The organism is Streptomyces sp. CB02980 (genome assembly GCF_014451325.2).
Classification (GTDB): domain Bacteria; phylum Actinomycetota; class Actinomycetes; order Streptomycetales; family Streptomycetaceae; genus Streptomyces.
This window is the reverse complement of sequence record NZ_JACSCH020000003.1, coordinates 198778-212909: the sequence shown is the minus strand read 5'-3', so window position 1 is coordinate 212909 and position 14132 is coordinate 198778. Positions and strand designations below refer to the sequence as shown.

Sequence of the window (14132 nt, the reverse complement as noted above, 5' to 3'; positions counted from 1 at the left end):
CCATAGTCCTCAAGGGGGACCCGGGAGGATCCGCATCGAGCGGGACGACCGGGTTCCCCGCCGCCCGTACCGTGGTGCGGGTGACCCAGACACAGACCCCCGAGACGAGCCGCGCCCCCGAGTTCCACCTGGTCCAGGTCGTCCTCGGCGGACTGCGGCAGGACCTCTTCCGCGACGCGTCGGCCTACCGGCCGCTCCAGCCCGCCGTGGTGAACCCCAAGGTGGCGCGCTTCCTGCCGAAGACGATACGGCCGCACCTCGGCCTGTTCCCGCACGCCGTCGTCGCGTTCCTCGCCCTGATCGCCTTCGCGATGGGCTACGAGGAGTTCGACACCCGCTTCGCCCCGCTGACGCTGATGGTCGTCTGCACCCCGCCCGCGGTCGTGCTGCTCACCCTGGTGCGGCCGGTCCTCGCCTTCTGGGCCTCGCTCGCCGGCGCGCCCGTCATCGGCTACCTCAGCGGCTACGTCGCCGGCTGGCCCTGGTCGCACATCACGTTCTTCTCCCACCTCGCGGTCCTGGGCGTGGTCGCGGCCCGCTCCCGGCCCCGCACCTCGGCGTGGATGTGGCTCGTGACGGCCGGCTTCTCCCTCTTCACGGAGATGTTCCTCGGGGTGGGGCGCAGCTCCGACACCGTTCCGCTGCTCTTCGTCGCCGCCCTGGTCCTCCTCGCCGTGACCGTCCTCCAGGTCCGCCGCCAGGCCGACCGCGAGGTCACCGCCCAGCAGACCGTCACCGCGCAGGAGCGCTCGAAGCGGACCCTCCTGGAGGAGCGCACCACCATCGCCCGTGAGCTCCACGACGTCGTCGCGCACCACATGTCGGTCGTCGCCATCCAGGCCGAGGCCGCCCCGTACCGGGTCGAGAACCCGCCGCCGGAGCTGGAGCAGGCCTTCCTCACCATCCGCGAGAACGCGGTCGCCGCGCTCACCGAGCTGCGCCGCATCCTCGGTGTCGTCCGCGCCGAGGACTACGAGGCCCCCGACGCCCCGCAGCCGACCCTCGCCGACCTGGACTCGCTCGTCCGCAACGTCCAGGACGCCGGGCTCGTCGTCGAGAAGACCGTGACCGGCGCCGTGCGCGAGCTGCCGCAGGGCGTGGAGCTCTCCGCGTACCGGATCGTCCAGGAGGCCCTGTCGAACGTGCTGCGGCACGCGCCGGGCGCCGCCGCGAAGGTCGAGGTCAGCTATGTTCTCGGCGGTCTGGGCCTGCGCATCGCCAACGGTCCGGCGCGCGGCCTCGTGAAGCCCTCCCCGGGCGCCGGTCACGGCATCACGGGCATGCGGGAGCGTGTGACGATGCTCGGTGGGGAGATGACGGCCGAGGCGACCGAGGACGGTGGCTACGAGGTGACGGCCTTCGTCCCCGTGAGCCGTGAGGAGAGTGACCAGTGATCCGCGTGCTGATCGTCGACGACCAGATGATGGTCCGCGAGGGCTTCTCGGTGCTGCTCGGCGCGATGCCGGACATCGAGGTCGTGGGCGAGGCCGTCAACGGCCGGGAGGCCGTCACCCAGGTCGCCGCCCTCCACCCCGACGTGGTCCTCATGGACATCCGGATGCCCGAGCTGAACGGCATCGACGCCACCCGGGAGATCGTCGCCGCCGACGCGGACGCGAAGGTGCTCGTCCTGACCACCTTCGACCTCGACGAGTACGTCTACCAGGCGCTGCGCGCCGGCGCCTCCGGCTTCCTGCTCAAGGACGCCTCCGCCCGGCAGCTCGCCGACGGGGTGCGGGTCGTCGCGGCCGGCGAGGCGCTGCTCGCGCCGACCGTCACCAGGCGGCTGATCACCGAGTTCGCGAAGGCGCCGGGGAGCTCGCCGCGCCCGCCGGCGATGGCGCAGATCGGGGAGCTGACGGAGCGGGAGACGGAGGTCCTGGTGCTCATCGCGCAGGGCCTGTCGAACTCCGAGATCGCCGAGCACCTCGTCGTCGCCGAGTCGACCATCAAGACCCATGTGAGCCGCATCCTGGTGAAGCTGGGGCTGCGGGACCGCACGCAGGCGGCGGTGTTCGCGTACGAGGCGGGCCTGGTGCGCGTCGGCGGCTAGGGCTGTCCGGCGGATCATCGCCGGGGCCGCGGCCCATCCACCCTGATCCGCCGGACAGGCCCTGGATCGGGCTCCGGCGCGCGGGTAGCGTCCGGTCATGGACGTTGCCTTCGACCCCTGGTCCCCGGAGTTCGTCGCCGATCCCTACCCCGCCTACGCCGAGTTGCGCGCCACCGGCCGCGCCCACTGGTACGGGCGTACGCAGCAGTGGCTGATCCCGCACCACGAGGACGTGTCGGCGCTCCTCCGGGACCGGCGGCTCGGCCGGACGTACACCCACCGCTTCACCCACGAGGAGTTCGGGCGGGAGGCTCCGCCCGCGGCGTACGAGCCCTTCCACACGCTCAACGACCACGGGCTGCTCGATCTGGAGGCGGCCGACCACACCCGGATCCGGCGGCTCGTGTCGAAGGCCTTCACTCCGAGGACGGTGGAGCGCCTGGCCCCGACGGTACGGCGGCTCGCCGCCGGGCTCGTCGGCGATCTGGTGGCGGCGGGCGGCGGCGACCTGCTCGCCTCGGTCGCCGAGCCCCTCCCCGTCGCGGTGATCGCCGAGATGCTCGGCGTCCCGGAGGACGACGAGGAGCGAGGGCGGCTGCGGCCCTGGTCGGCGGCGATCTGCGGGATGTTCGAGCTGAGCCCCTCGGAGGAGACGGCCCGGCGGGCGGTCGAGGCCTCCGTCGAGTTCTCGGACTATCTGCGGGAGCTGATCGCGCGGCGGCGGAAGAGCCCGGGGGACGATCTGATCTCGGCGCTCATCGGGGTGGAGGAGCTGACGGAGCAGGAGATGATCTCCACCTGCGTCCTGCTCCTGAACGCGGGCCACGAGGCCACCGTCAACACCACGGTCAACGGCTGGTGGACCCTCCTGAAGCACGAGGTCCGTCCGGATCCCGAAAAGTTGTCCACAGCTGTGGAAGAACTTCTGCGCTACGACACCCCGCTCCAGATGTTCGAGCGCTGGGTCCTCGACGACATCGAGATCGGCGGCCAGGTCATCCCGCGCGGCTCCGAGGTCGCCCTCCTCTTCGGCTCCGCCAACCGCGACCCGGCCCGCTTCGGCCCGACGGCCGACGCGCTCGACCTCACCCGGGCCGACAACCCGCACGTCACCTTCGGGGCGGGCATCCACTACTGCCTCGGCGCACCGCTCGCCCGCCTCGAACTGGAGGCGGTCTTCGGTGAGTTGCTCCGCCAGGCGCCGGGCCTGCGGCTCGTGGCGGAGCCCGTGTGGAAGCCGGGGTACGTGATCCGGGGCTTCGAGGAGCTGCTCGTGGAGGTGTGAGCCGTCAGCCGATCACGTCCCGCCGCCGCAGCCCTGTCAGCCGATCACGTCCCGCCTCCGCAGCCCTGTCAGCCGGGAGCGCGACCTCGGCACCCGGCGCGAGCGGTACGTCCTCCACAACGAGCTCTGGTACGAGACCTTCACCCGCCGCGACCAGATCCTGGTCCGCTGGACGGCCTACAGGGAGGCCCGGGGAGCCGAGTTCTCCTCCTGACCGTCCCCGGCGTCCACGGGCGGGGCGTCCACGGGCGGGGCGAGCCGGGCGAGGAGCGCGGCGCCCTCCGCCCCGGCGGCCGGCCGGTACGGCCCCGCCGGCCACAGCGCGAGCCCCTCGAACCGCGGGACGACGAACGGCAGGTCGTCGGCGGAGAAGTCGTGCCAGCCGCGCAGCTCGACGGTCCCGGCGGGCTTCGGCGGCAGCCCGAGCCACGGGTGCTTGCCGGTGCCGGGCGGCACCAGCGGGAGAAGCCCCTCGGGCAGGTCGTGCAGTCCGCCGTGGGCGGGGAAGACGACCAGAACGGGAACCCCGTCCTGCGGGTCGTGGAGCAGGACGTACCGCCGCCGGACCGGTACGGGGGAGTGCGCGGCCCGGGCCATCAGCCGGACCGCGGGAATCCCGCGGGTCAGCAGGTGGTGGCCGGAGTAGACGAGTGCCGCGAGCCCCACGATCGCCACGAGGAACAGCTTCATCAGGCCGCTCCCCTCCGGGCGGATGACCGCCGCCACGGCCGCTGCCGCGCAGACGGCCAGCGACACCAGGACCCGGCCGACCCCGGCGGCCCGCCGCAGGCTCCGCACGCGCCACCACGCCACCTCGCGGACGTCCGCCTCCGGTCGCCGATTCCGGGTCCGGGGCCGTGCCACGGCCTGCCGCCCGGCGTGGGCCGCGAGCCGGGCGTACGTCGGGGCGCCGGAGGTGTCCGACTCGGGCTGCTCGACCAGGCTCACGCGGGGGGCCGGATCGGTGGTCGGGACCGGATCGGGGACCTGCGGCTCCTGGGCCGTCACCTGCGGCATCCGGACCCGCACCGGCGGCTCCTGGACCTTCACCTGCGGCTGGACGGGGGTCGCCCGGCCGAGGAGTCCCGTCCGCGCGGCCTGCTCCACGATCCGCCGGCGCGCCCGCCGATGCTTCACCGGCCTGGTCCAGATCAGCGCCCCGCCGCCGGGCGGCGCGAGCACCCCGCCCTTCGACGGGTCCCCGCACCACCACATCACCCCGTCGGGGCCCGGCCGCAGCGGCTCGTACCGCTGCCGCATCGCGATCACCTCAAGCGGCCACAGCTCCTCCCCGGCCGGGGACCGCAGCACGACGGCCTCGGTGCTCCGCATGTCGCGCACGGCCGCCGCGGCGTGCGCCGACCAGGCTCCGGAGCCGAGCACGCGCCTCATCCGGCGGGCCAGGGCCCAGGACCCGGCGCCGGCGCCGGCCACGAGCACGCCCAGGGCGACGAGCGCGCCGATCAGATCGTCCGCCCAGGGCTCCCCGGGTGCCACGAGCGCCACCCCCGCGGCGGGGACGAACAGGACGCACCCGCCCGTCATCACCCCGCTCGCTCTTCGCCCGTACCGGTCCACAGCCTTCGCCGTCTCCGGCAGATCCAACGCCCGTGCCATCCCGCATCCCCCGTCACGCATGCCGTTCACGCCACGCGTGACGTTAGACGGCCGCCGTACCCCGGCACCAGTCCGTTCGGCACCGGCCCGGCTCCGCGAAAAGATCAGCTGCGGGGCAGGTCAGCCCAGGGGCCAGTCCCTGGGCAGGGTCAGCCCCCACGCCTCCCCCAGGACCGTCCACGTCCGGCGGCGGACCGGCCCCGTGACGCGGCCGTCCGCGCGGTAGCGGAAGTCCGGGCCCGAGACGGTGAGGACGCGGGCGGTCGTGTGCCGGGGCGGGGCGGCCGAAGGGTGGACGACCACCTCGGCCGTACCGCCGACCGAGCGGACCGTGAGGCTCTCCAGCGGGGTGTCGACATCGGTGAGCAGCACCCCGTCCGCCTCCACCCGCAGCCGGTGCGCGCGGACCGCGAGGGCCGTCGGGGCCGGGCGGACCAGGGTGCGGACGAGGGAGCGGCAGGTACCCCAGACGGTCGGGGAAGCCGGGGTGAGGGCGGGTGAGGCCGGCACCTGGAGGTCGCCGATGACGACGCCGTCGCTGTCGTCGACCAGCAGGTCGAGGCGTCGTACGGTCCCGTCGAGGACGGCCCGGGCGGCCGCCGGGGTGGAGCGCGGCACGCCGAGGGCGTGGGCGATTTCCAGGGCGTCCGGGGCGCCGATCGGGACGAGGGAGAGGGCGCCCGCGGCGAGCTCCCGCTCCCGGTGGAGGAGGGCCACCGTACGCAGCAGCGCGCGGTCGTCACCGAGCACCACGGGGCGGCGGGAGCCGCGCCTGGCCAGGGCGCGGGTGAATTCCTCCGGGCTGTCCGGCAGGCAGATCTTCGCCTCCGCGCCCGCGGACAGCACATCTTTCGCGATCCGTACGGACTCGCCGTCACTTCGGCGGGCGACCGGGTCGACGATGACCAGCAGCTGGTCGTGATCCGACACCTCGGTCCTTCCTCGGGTAGCATCTTTGTGCAAGAGCCCCTTGCGCTATTGCGCCAGGGGCTTCGTCTATTCCGGGGCACACCGGTGAGGCGGCCTCGGCCCCTGACCTTGGACATGCCCCACCCGGAAGGGGTGTACGCCTGTGCCCGCACTTGTGCTGCTCGGTGCTCAGTGGGGTGACGAGGGCAAGGGAAAGGCCACCGATCTCCTCGGTGGATCCGTTGACTATGTAGTGCGCTACCAGGGCGGCAACAACGCCGGCCACACCGTCGTCGTCGGCGACCAGAAGTACGCGCTGCATCTTCTCCCTTCCGGAATCCTCTCGCCGGGGTGTACCCCGGTGATCGGAAACGGTGTCGTCGTCGACCCGGCGGTCCTGCTCTCCGAGCTGAGTGGACTGAACGAGCGCGGCGTCGACACGTCGAAGCTCCTGATCAGCGGCAACGCCCACCTGATCACCCCGTACAACGTCACCCTCGACAAGGTGACGGAACGGTTCCTCGGCAAGCGCAAGATCGGCACCACGGGCCGTGGCATCGGTCCGACCTACGCCGACAAGATCAACCGCGTCGGCATCCGGGTCCAGGACCTGTACGACGAGTCGATCCTCGTCCAGAAGGTCGAGGCGGCGCTGGAGGGCAAGAACCAGCTGCTCGCCAAGCTCTACAACCGTCGCGCCATCGACGCGGAGCAGATCGTCGAGGAGATGCTCCAGTACGCGGAGCAGATCAAGCCGTTCGTCGCGGACACCACGCTGATCCTGAACAACGCGCTCGACGAGGACAAGGTCGTCCTCTTCGAGGGCGGCCAGGGCACGCTGCTCGACGTCGACCACGGCACGTACCCCTTCGTCACCTCCTCGAACCCGACCGCGGGCGGCGCCTGCACCGGCGCCGGCGTGGGCCCGACGAAGATCAGCCGGGTCATCGGCATCCTCAAGGCGTACACGACCCGTGTCGGCGCCGGCCCGTTCCCGACGGAGCTCTTCGACGCGGACGGCGAGGCGCTGCGCCGCATCGGCGGCGAGCGCGGTGTCACCACCGGCCGTGACCGCCGCTGCGGCTGGTTCGACGCGGTCATCGCGCGCTACGCGACCCGGGTCAACGGCCTGACGGACTTCTTCCTCACCAAGCTCGACGTGCTGACAGGCTGGGAGCAGATCCCGGTCTGCGTCGCGTACGAGATCGACGGCAAGCGCGTCGAGGAGCTGCCGTACTCGCAGACCGACTTCCACCACGCGAAGCCGATCTACGAGATGCTGCCGGGCTGGTCCGAGGACATCACCAAGGCGAAGACCTTCGCGGACCTGCCGAAGAACGCGCAGGCGTACGTGAAGGCGCTGGAGGAGATGTCGGGCGCACCGATCTCCGCGATCGGCGTGGGCCCCGGCCGCACCGAGACGATCGAGATCAACTCGTTCCTGTAGGCGGAACGCCCGAGGGCCCGCACCCCGTACGTCGGGTGCGGGCCCTCGGCCTTTCCCCTCGGCCTTGCTCAGACGTCCAGCTTCGTGTCCCGGCCGAGCTTCTCCCAGGTCGTGAGGTCGTCACGGACCTGGTCCAGGTGCCCCAGGATCGTGTCGATCGAGTCGTCCCCCAGGGCAAGCCGAAGCGGCGTCTCGTCGGCGTTCAGCGCGGCCAGCACCGCCGCCGCCGCCTTCGCCGGGTCGCCCTCCTGCAGCCCCCCGCCCGTCTCCACGAACGCGCGGGTCGCGCCCACCGTCTCCGTGTAGTCCGCGATGCCGTCGCCGCTCAGGCTGTGGTTGCCGAAGAGGCTCGTGCGGAAGGCGCCCGGTTCGACGATCAGGACGTCGATGCCCAGCGGCCGCACCTCCGCCGCGAGCGCCTCCGACATGCCCTCCAGGGCGAACTTCGTCGCGCTGTACGCGCCGAAGCCGGCCATCGACATCTGGCCGCCGACGCTGCTGAGCTGCACGATCGCTCCCGAGCGGCGGGCCCGCATGTGGGGCAGGACCGCGCGGGTCAGCGCCGCAGGGCCGAAGACGTGGACGTCGAACAGGGAGCGCAGCTCGGCGTCGGAGGTCTCCTCGACCGAACCGACGTGCGTGCGGCCCGCGTTGTTGACGAGGACGTCGATGCGGCCGTGGCGCTCGGCGACCTCCGCGACGACCTTGTCGACCGCCGTCGTGTCGGTGACGTCGAGCGCGACCGGGTCGACCTGGTCGGGGTGGGCCGCGACCAGGTCGTCCAGGGTCTCGGTGCGGCGGGCCGCGGCGACCACGATGTCGCCGGCCGCGATCGCCGCCTCGGCGAAGGCGCGTCCGAAACCGCTGTTGGCGCCCGTGATCAGCCAGACCTTGCTCATGGGGATCCCTCTTCCTCTTGCTCGTTCTCGTCTTCGCTTCCGCGACTCAACCAGCGTGTGCCACAAGGCTGTTGCCGGTCCAAGACCTGCTGTGATAACCCATGGTTATGACCATGGACGTGCACGGGCGTGACCTGAGGTACTTCGTCGCCGTCGCCGAGGAGCTGCACTTCACCCGCGCCGCCGAGCGGCTGTACGTCTCGCAGCCCGCGCTCAGCAAGCAGATCCGGGCCCTGGAGCGGCAGCTCGGCGCGCCCCTCTTCGACCGCGACCGGCACGGCGTCCGCCTCACCCCCGTCGGTACGGCCCTGCTGCCGCACGCCCGCGCCGTGCTCGCCGCCTGGGCGGAGGCGGACGGGGCCGTGCGGCGGGCCCGCGCCGCCGAGCGGTCCACGCTCGTCGTCGGCATGTCCACCAGCCCCGGGCGCGGCGGGCTGCTGCCCGCGATCCGCTCCCGTTTCACCGAGGCCCACCCGGAGGCCGTGCTCAAGCTGCGCCAGGTGGGGTGGGAGGACCCGACGGCCGGACTCGCCGACGGCGCGAGCGACGTGGCGTTCGTCTGGCTGCCGCTGCCCGCGGCGGAACGCTTCCGCTGGGTCGTCGTGGCCGCCGAGCCCCGGCTCGTCGCCCTCCCGGAGACCCATCCGCTGGCCGCCCGCGAGCGCCTCGACTTCGCGGACCTCCTCGACGAACCGTTCCTCGCCCTGCCGGCCACCGGCCCCGAACTGCGCGACCACTGGCTGGCGCTGGACTCCCGGGGCGGCCGCCCGCCGGTCGTCGGCGCGGAGATCGCCAGCGCCGACGAGACGTACGAGGCCCTCGTCGGCGGTCTCGGCATCTGCCTGGTCGCGGCCGGCAACGCCCCGCTCCTCGCCCGCGACGGCGTCGTCACCCGCCCCGTCGACGGCGTCGGCCCCAGCCACTTCGTCCTCGCCCACCGCGCGGACGACACCCGCCCCCTGGTCTACGCGTACGCCGAGGCGGCGGCGGGGCGGTCGGGGCGATCGGTGCAGGCAGGGCAGGCGGGGCGGTCGGGCTCCTACGAGCGGTAGTACTCGTTCGGTTCGCCGTCGAGCATCGGGTAGACGAGGAGCCGGTCCTTGCCGTTCAGCTTGTCGACGAGGAGGTAGCGGGAGAGGCCCTCCTGGCATTCGCGGTCCCAGGCGTTGGTGTCCCGGGTGGCGGGGCCGACGATCAGCAGGTTGCCGACGCCCGCGAGGACGGCCGTGGTGCCGCAGGACCAGTCCTCGTCCAAGAGCACGCCGTCGACGGTGCGCGGATAGCCGTCGAGGACGCCGACCACGGGGGCGCCGACCGGGCCCTGGGTGATCGTCACCTGTGAGGTGTAGCGCTCGTCGTTCTCGCCGTAGATCTCCGGGGCGGGGATGCGCGTCCAGCGGCCGAGGAAGCGGGCGGGGACGACCTCGGTGCCGGTGGGGGCCTTGCGGAAGGTGGCCTTGGCCGTGCCCGAGGTCCACTCCAGGACGTCGGGGGAGCGCAGCGTGAGGGTCTGGTGCGCGGCGGGGACGCAGCGCTGGGCGGGCACGCTGGTCGTCACGTCGGACTCGCCGAAGACGACCTTGTCCTCGTCGGCGGAGACGAGCCGGGAGCGGCCCATGCACAGGCGGTTCTCGGCCACCTGGACGTAGACCGCGTTCTTGGCGCCCGCCGCCCCCTGGCTGATCTCGAACCGGGCGGTCTCCCGCGGGTGGTCCTGGGAGCCCTGGATGACGCCCTCCCAGGCGCCGAGGAACGCGGCCGGGACGATGCCGGCGGGGCGGGCCGCGACGTTGCCCGTGCCGCTCGGGGCCCGGTTCTTCTGGTCGTCCATGCCGGTGTTCGGGTCGGGCCAGAAGGTGTACGTGAGGGTGGCCGCGGCCGCCACCGCGAGGGCCGCGAGCCCGGCGACCAGGGCCGTCCGGCGCGGGCGCCGGGCCTGGGACCGAGGCGCCGTGGAGGCGGTGGACGGGAGGGGCGTGGGCGGGGTCGGGTCACCGTCGGCACGGACGACGCCACCGGCACCGGCACCGCCGGCCGCACCGCCACCGGAACCATGACCGGCCGCTCCGCTCCCCGTTCCCGTCGCGCTCTCCGTCTCCGCCTCCAGGAGCCGCGCCGCGTGCCGGCCGAGCCGGGCCAGGACGTCCGCCGGGAGCCAGGGGTCGGGGATCGGCAGCGTCTCCGCGATCTCGACGGCCGAGGGCCGCGCGGCCGGGTCCTTGGCGAGGCAGGCCCGGATCACCCCGCTCAGCTCGGGCGCCAGATCCGTCAGGTCGGGCTCGTCGTGGGCGATCCGGAACATGGTCGCGTGCACACCGCTGTCCGCCGTCCCGAAGGGGGAGCGGCCGGTCGCCGCGTACGCCAGGACCGAGCCGAGGCAGAAGATGTCCGACGCGGGGGTGAGCCGGTCGCCCCGCACCTGCTCGGGAGACATGAAGCCGGGGGAGCCGACGACCGCGCCGGTGGTGGTCAGATTGCCGCCGTCGGCGACGGTGTCCACGGCGCGCGCGATGCCGAAGTCGATGATCCTCGGCCCGTCGACGGTGAGCAGGACGTTGGACGGCTTGAGGTCGCGGTGCACGAGCCCGGCGGCGTGGATGTGCACGAGGGCGCGGGCGAGGCCGGCGGCCAGCGCCTTCACGGTCGCGGGCGGCAGCGGCCCGAACTCGTCGCCGACCACGGTCCGCAGTGACGGCCCCGGTACGTAGCCGATCGCCACCCACGGCGCGTCGGCCGCGGTGTCCGAGCCGAGGACGGGCGCGGTGCCCGTGCCGCCGACCCGCTCCAGGGAGGCGACCTCGCGGGTGAACCGGCGCCGGAACTCCTCCTGGGCGGCCAGCTGCGCGTGCACGACCTTCACCGCGACGGTCCGCCCGCCGACTGAACGCGCGAGGAACACCCGGCCCATGCCCCCGACCCCGAGGCGGCCGAGCAGACGGAACGGGCCGATGCTGACCGGGTCTTCCGCGTTCAATGGCTCCACGTCGTCAGAGCATGCCAGACCGGGGGTCGGCAGTCCCTACCGATCGCGTGCCGGACCGGGGGACGGACGTGCGGTCAGCCCTCCCCACAGATCCTCAGTCCCTTCGGCGTCGAGCAGGGCAGGTGCCCGTGGGCGCGGATGACGTCCTGGCCGCTGCCCCAGCGCAGATAGGTGAGGAAGCTGGCGGTCAGCGAGTCGGCCCTCGGCTCGCGCCAGGTGTAGGCGTACTCGATCTCCCGGTACGGGTAGCTCGACTCGCCCAGCTCGTCCAGGACCGGTCTGCGGCCGTCGATGGCCACCCGGTGCAGGCCCTTCAGGCCGGTGCCCTCACGCACCTCGGTGTAGCCGATGGCGCCGGGCAGCTTGGCCACCGTGGACAGGACCTGTTCCGTGGAGTCGAGTTCGCAGCGGATGACCTGCGACTCGGGGTCGTTGCCGGTCCGGCAGTCCAGGGAGGAGTTGGCGGGCTCGTTGCGCCCGAGGACCCGGCGCTGGAACACCTCCCTGGTACCGGAGTTGGCGTCCCGGCTGACCAGCAGGATCGGCAGGTCCATGCTGGGCACCAGCTCGACCCAGTTCTTGATCTCGCCCCGGTAGATCCGGCGGATCTGGTCCAGGGTCAGGTTGTCCACGGGCACGTCGTCGTTGAGGACGAGGGTGTAGAGGGAGACGGCGACCATGCTCTCCCGCAGCTCCGGGAAGCCGCCCGGCTTGCGCCCGTCGGACAGGGCGACGACCGCGGGGGAGCCCTTGCCCTTCTTCGCCCCCTCGTCGGCCAGCCGCCGTATCCCGGACGTCGACCCGTGCGCCTCCACGCTCACGGTCGCGCCCTCGCAGTCCTTCTCGTACTTCTTCGCGAGGTCCCGTACGACGGGGGCGAAGGCCGTCGACCCGGTGACGGTGAGACTGCCCTTGGCGCAGCCGATCGGCGGCGGGGTCTGCTCCCGGACGATGATCACGGCGAGGGCGATCATGCAGAGCGTGAGGGTGATGGTGACGGTCCGCGCGACCCGGCTGAAGAGGGGCGCCTTGTCGTCGGGGGTCGTGCTGTGGTTGACGTGGACGACGCCGTCGTCGAGGGTGCCCTCGACGGTGACGGGGGCACCCGTCGGCCCGCCGGTGAGCAGGACGAGCAGCTTGTAGTGGGCGCCCCGGTTGAGCGGCACCTTGGGCAGCCGGATGGAGCCGACCCCCATGGTCGGCTGCCAGGCGGCGTCGAAGTGGGTCAGGAGCCCGGGGTGGTCGGGGGCGGTCACGACGATCGCCTTCATCTGGCGGCCGGGGCCGGTGCCGTCCGGGTGGGTGAACCGCACGGTGAGTCCGGTGTTGCCCCCGTCCGTGTAGTCGTCGCTGCCGACGGCCAGGCCGCCGTCGTTCTCGATCCGGAGCAGGACGATGGTGGCGTCGGTCAGATCCTGGGTCGTGTCGAAGTACCCGCGCCGTACGGTCGCGCCGGGGCCGGTCATGGCGCTGCTGGCCGCGGCGCCGGCGCCGATGGACGTGTCGAGCTGCACGCGGTAGCCGATCCGGCGCCGGCGTGGCACCCACCATTGGACCCAGATGGCGGCGATCGAGACAAGGACACCGATCAGTGCGGTGACCACGGCGATGATGTTCTCAGCGGTAAGCCAGTCCACCCGCGCGACGGTACGGACGCGTGTGCGGTTACGGCGGGTACGTCGCTTCCCGCCACCTGGAGTTCGTCCTTCCGTCAGCCGGGACCCTCCGCCGGCCGGACCCCCTCCGTCGGCCGGGCTCGGCGCGGGCATGCCGGGACGGCGCGCGCGGGCGCTGCGCGGGCGGGTCATCAGAGGTTGCCGGGGGTGTGGAGCGTGGGTGTAATGGCCACGAGGGGGCCTTCAGCCTGAGGAGAACCCCATGCGTGTCGTCGAAGTGACCGCCTACGGCGGACCCGAGGTCCTCAGAATGGCCCGCCGGCCCGAGCCGGTGGCCGGGGACGTCCCCGGCAGGGTGCGCGTACGGCTCAAGGCCGCCGGTGTGAACCAGGCGGATCTGCGGATCCGGGCCGGCCGGTACGCCGACGCGGTCGGCGCGCTCAAGCCCCCCTTCGTCCTGGGGACGGACTTCGCGGGGAAGCTGCTCGATCCCGTGCCCGGGATGGCCGAAGGGACTCGTGTGGCCGGTTACGTCAACTGGTACGAGGAGCTGACCGGCGAGGGCACGTACGCCGAGGTCGTCTGGGTCGATCCGGCCTGGCTGGCCCCGATTCCCGACGACGTGGAGTTCACCGTCGCCGCGTCCGTCCCGCTGGCCGCCGCCACTGCCCAGCAGGGCCTCGACCGGCTCGCACTGCCGGCCGGGTCGACGCTGCTCGTGACCGGTGCCAGCGCCGTGGTGGGCCGATTCGCCGTCCAGTACGCCCACGCGGCCGGACTGCGGGTCGTCGCCGTCGCCCACGAGGGCGACGAGAGCGAACTGAAGATCCTCGGCGCGGACCACGCGGTCCCGCGCGGCACACCGGAGGAGGTGCTCGCCCGCGTGGCCGAGGTCGCCCCGGAGGGGGTGGACGGGATCTTCGACGGGGCGCTCGTGGCGGAGGCGATCCTCCCGGCGCTGAAGGACGACGGCGTCTTCGTGGCGATCGCGCCCGACCGGGTCCCGGCCGCCGAACGGAACATCCGCGTCGAGCCCGTCCGGGCCGCACCGGACGCCGCCCGGCTGAAGGAGACGCTGGAGAAGGTCGCGGCCCGCGAGCTGATCACCCGGGTGGCCGACGTCATGCCGCTGGAGGAGGTCGCCGAGGCCCACCGCCGCGCGGAGGCGGGCCACCGGCCGGGGCGGATCGTGCTCCTGATCTGAGGGAGCCGCCCCTCCGCGGCGCGGTGCTCCCCAGGCTCCGCGGGGCACTTCAACCTGTTCTGGTCGCACCCGTCCCACCTGCGCGGTGACTGCACGAGGCGGCCCCGGGCTCGGAACTC

The 14132-nt window shown here is 73.0% G+C and carries 11 protein-coding genes and 1 pseudogene; 7 read left to right on the top strand and 5 right to left on the bottom strand.

Going from position 1 to position 14132, the window contains the following annotated elements:
- Window positions 1-71 precede the first annotated feature (71 nt).
- The 4 genes and pseudogenes from E0F75_RS07860 to E0F75_RS07845 all read left to right on the top strand — a co-directional run.
- Window positions 72-1394 (top strand): histidine kinase, encoded by a 1323-nt coding sequence (locus E0F75_RS07860; RefSeq protein ID WP_187621783.1) that lies wholly within the window; start codon window positions 72-74, stop codon window positions 1392-1394.
- Window positions 1391-2053: a response regulator transcription factor gene (locus E0F75_RS07855; RefSeq protein ID WP_187621782.1), complete on the top strand. Its 663-nt coding sequence runs from the start codon at window positions 1391-1393 to the stop codon at window positions 2051-2053. The genes E0F75_RS07860 and E0F75_RS07855 overlap by 4 nt, the downstream gene beginning before the upstream one ends.
- 97 nt (window positions 2054-2150) lie before the next feature.
- Window positions 2151-3338 carry a cytochrome P450 gene (locus E0F75_RS07850; RefSeq protein ID WP_187621781.1) on the top strand — a complete coding sequence of 396 codons (1188 nt, stop codon included), beginning with the start codon at window positions 2151-2153 and terminating at the stop codon, window positions 3336-3338.
- A 67-nt stretch (window positions 3339-3405) separates the two neighbouring features.
- Window positions 3406-3510: pseudogene (locus E0F75_RS07845) on the top strand (MarR family transcriptional regulator); the annotation flags it as partial.
- A gap of 5 nt (window positions 3511-3515) precedes the next feature.
- Here E0F75_RS07845 and E0F75_RS07840 read toward each other — a convergent pair.
- Both E0F75_RS07840 and E0F75_RS07835 read right to left on the bottom strand, forming a co-directional pair.
- Window positions 3516-4955 (bottom strand): hypothetical protein, encoded by a 1440-nt coding sequence (locus E0F75_RS07840; protein ID WP_187621780.1) that lies wholly within the window; start codon window positions 4953-4955, stop codon window positions 3516-3518.
- 120 nt (window positions 4956-5075) lie between these two features.
- Complete coding sequence (locus E0F75_RS07835) at window positions 5076-5885, bottom strand: diacylglycerol kinase (protein ID WP_229312584.1); 810 nt, start codon at window positions 5883-5885, stop codon at window positions 5076-5078.
- Window positions 5886-6027: 142 nt separating this feature from the next.
- Here E0F75_RS07835 and E0F75_RS07830 point away from each other — a divergent pair, with 142 nt between their 5' ends.
- Window positions 6028-7311 carry an adenylosuccinate synthase gene (locus E0F75_RS07830; RefSeq protein WP_187621778.1) on the top strand — a complete coding sequence of 428 codons (1284 nt, stop codon included), beginning with the start codon at window positions 6028-6030 and terminating at the stop codon, window positions 7309-7311.
- A 68-nt stretch (window positions 7312-7379) separates the two neighbouring features.
- Here E0F75_RS07830 and E0F75_RS07825 read toward each other — a convergent pair whose 3' ends face one another.
- On the bottom strand, window positions 7380-8210 hold the full coding sequence (locus tag E0F75_RS07825; protein WP_187621777.1) for an oxidoreductase: 831 nt from the start codon (window positions 8208-8210) through the stop codon (window positions 7380-7382).
- Between the two features lie 107 nt (window positions 8211-8317).
- On the opposite strand from E0F75_RS07825, the gene E0F75_RS07820 reads away from it, so the two are divergent.
- A complete protein-coding gene (locus E0F75_RS07820) occupies window positions 8318-9262 on the top strand; it encodes a LysR family transcriptional regulator (protein ID WP_187621776.1) in 945 nt (314 codons plus the stop codon).
- Here E0F75_RS07820 and E0F75_RS07815 read toward each other — a convergent pair.
- Together E0F75_RS07815 and E0F75_RS07810 are read right to left on the bottom strand one after the other, a co-directional pair.
- On the bottom strand, window positions 9250-11193 hold the full coding sequence (locus E0F75_RS07815) for a serine/threonine-protein kinase (RefSeq protein WP_187621775.1): 1944 nt from the start codon (window positions 11191-11193) through the stop codon (window positions 9250-9252). The two genes, E0F75_RS07820 and E0F75_RS07815, sit on opposite strands and share 13 nt — an antisense overlap.
- A 74-nt stretch (window positions 11194-11267) precedes the next feature.
- A complete protein-coding gene (locus E0F75_RS07810; RefSeq protein WP_187621774.1) occupies window positions 11268-12830 on the bottom strand; it encodes a substrate-binding domain-containing protein in 1563 nt (520 codons plus the stop codon).
- 241 nt (window positions 12831-13071) lie between these two features.
- Here E0F75_RS07810 and E0F75_RS07805 point away from each other — a divergent pair, with 241 nt between their 5' ends.
- The gene (locus tag E0F75_RS07805; protein ID WP_187621773.1) at window positions 13072-14013 is read left to right on the top strand and encodes an NADP-dependent oxidoreductase; all 942 of its coding nucleotides are present in this window, start codon (window positions 13072-13074) and stop codon (window positions 14011-14013) included.
- The last annotated feature ends 119 nt before the right edge of the window (window positions 14014-14132 follow it).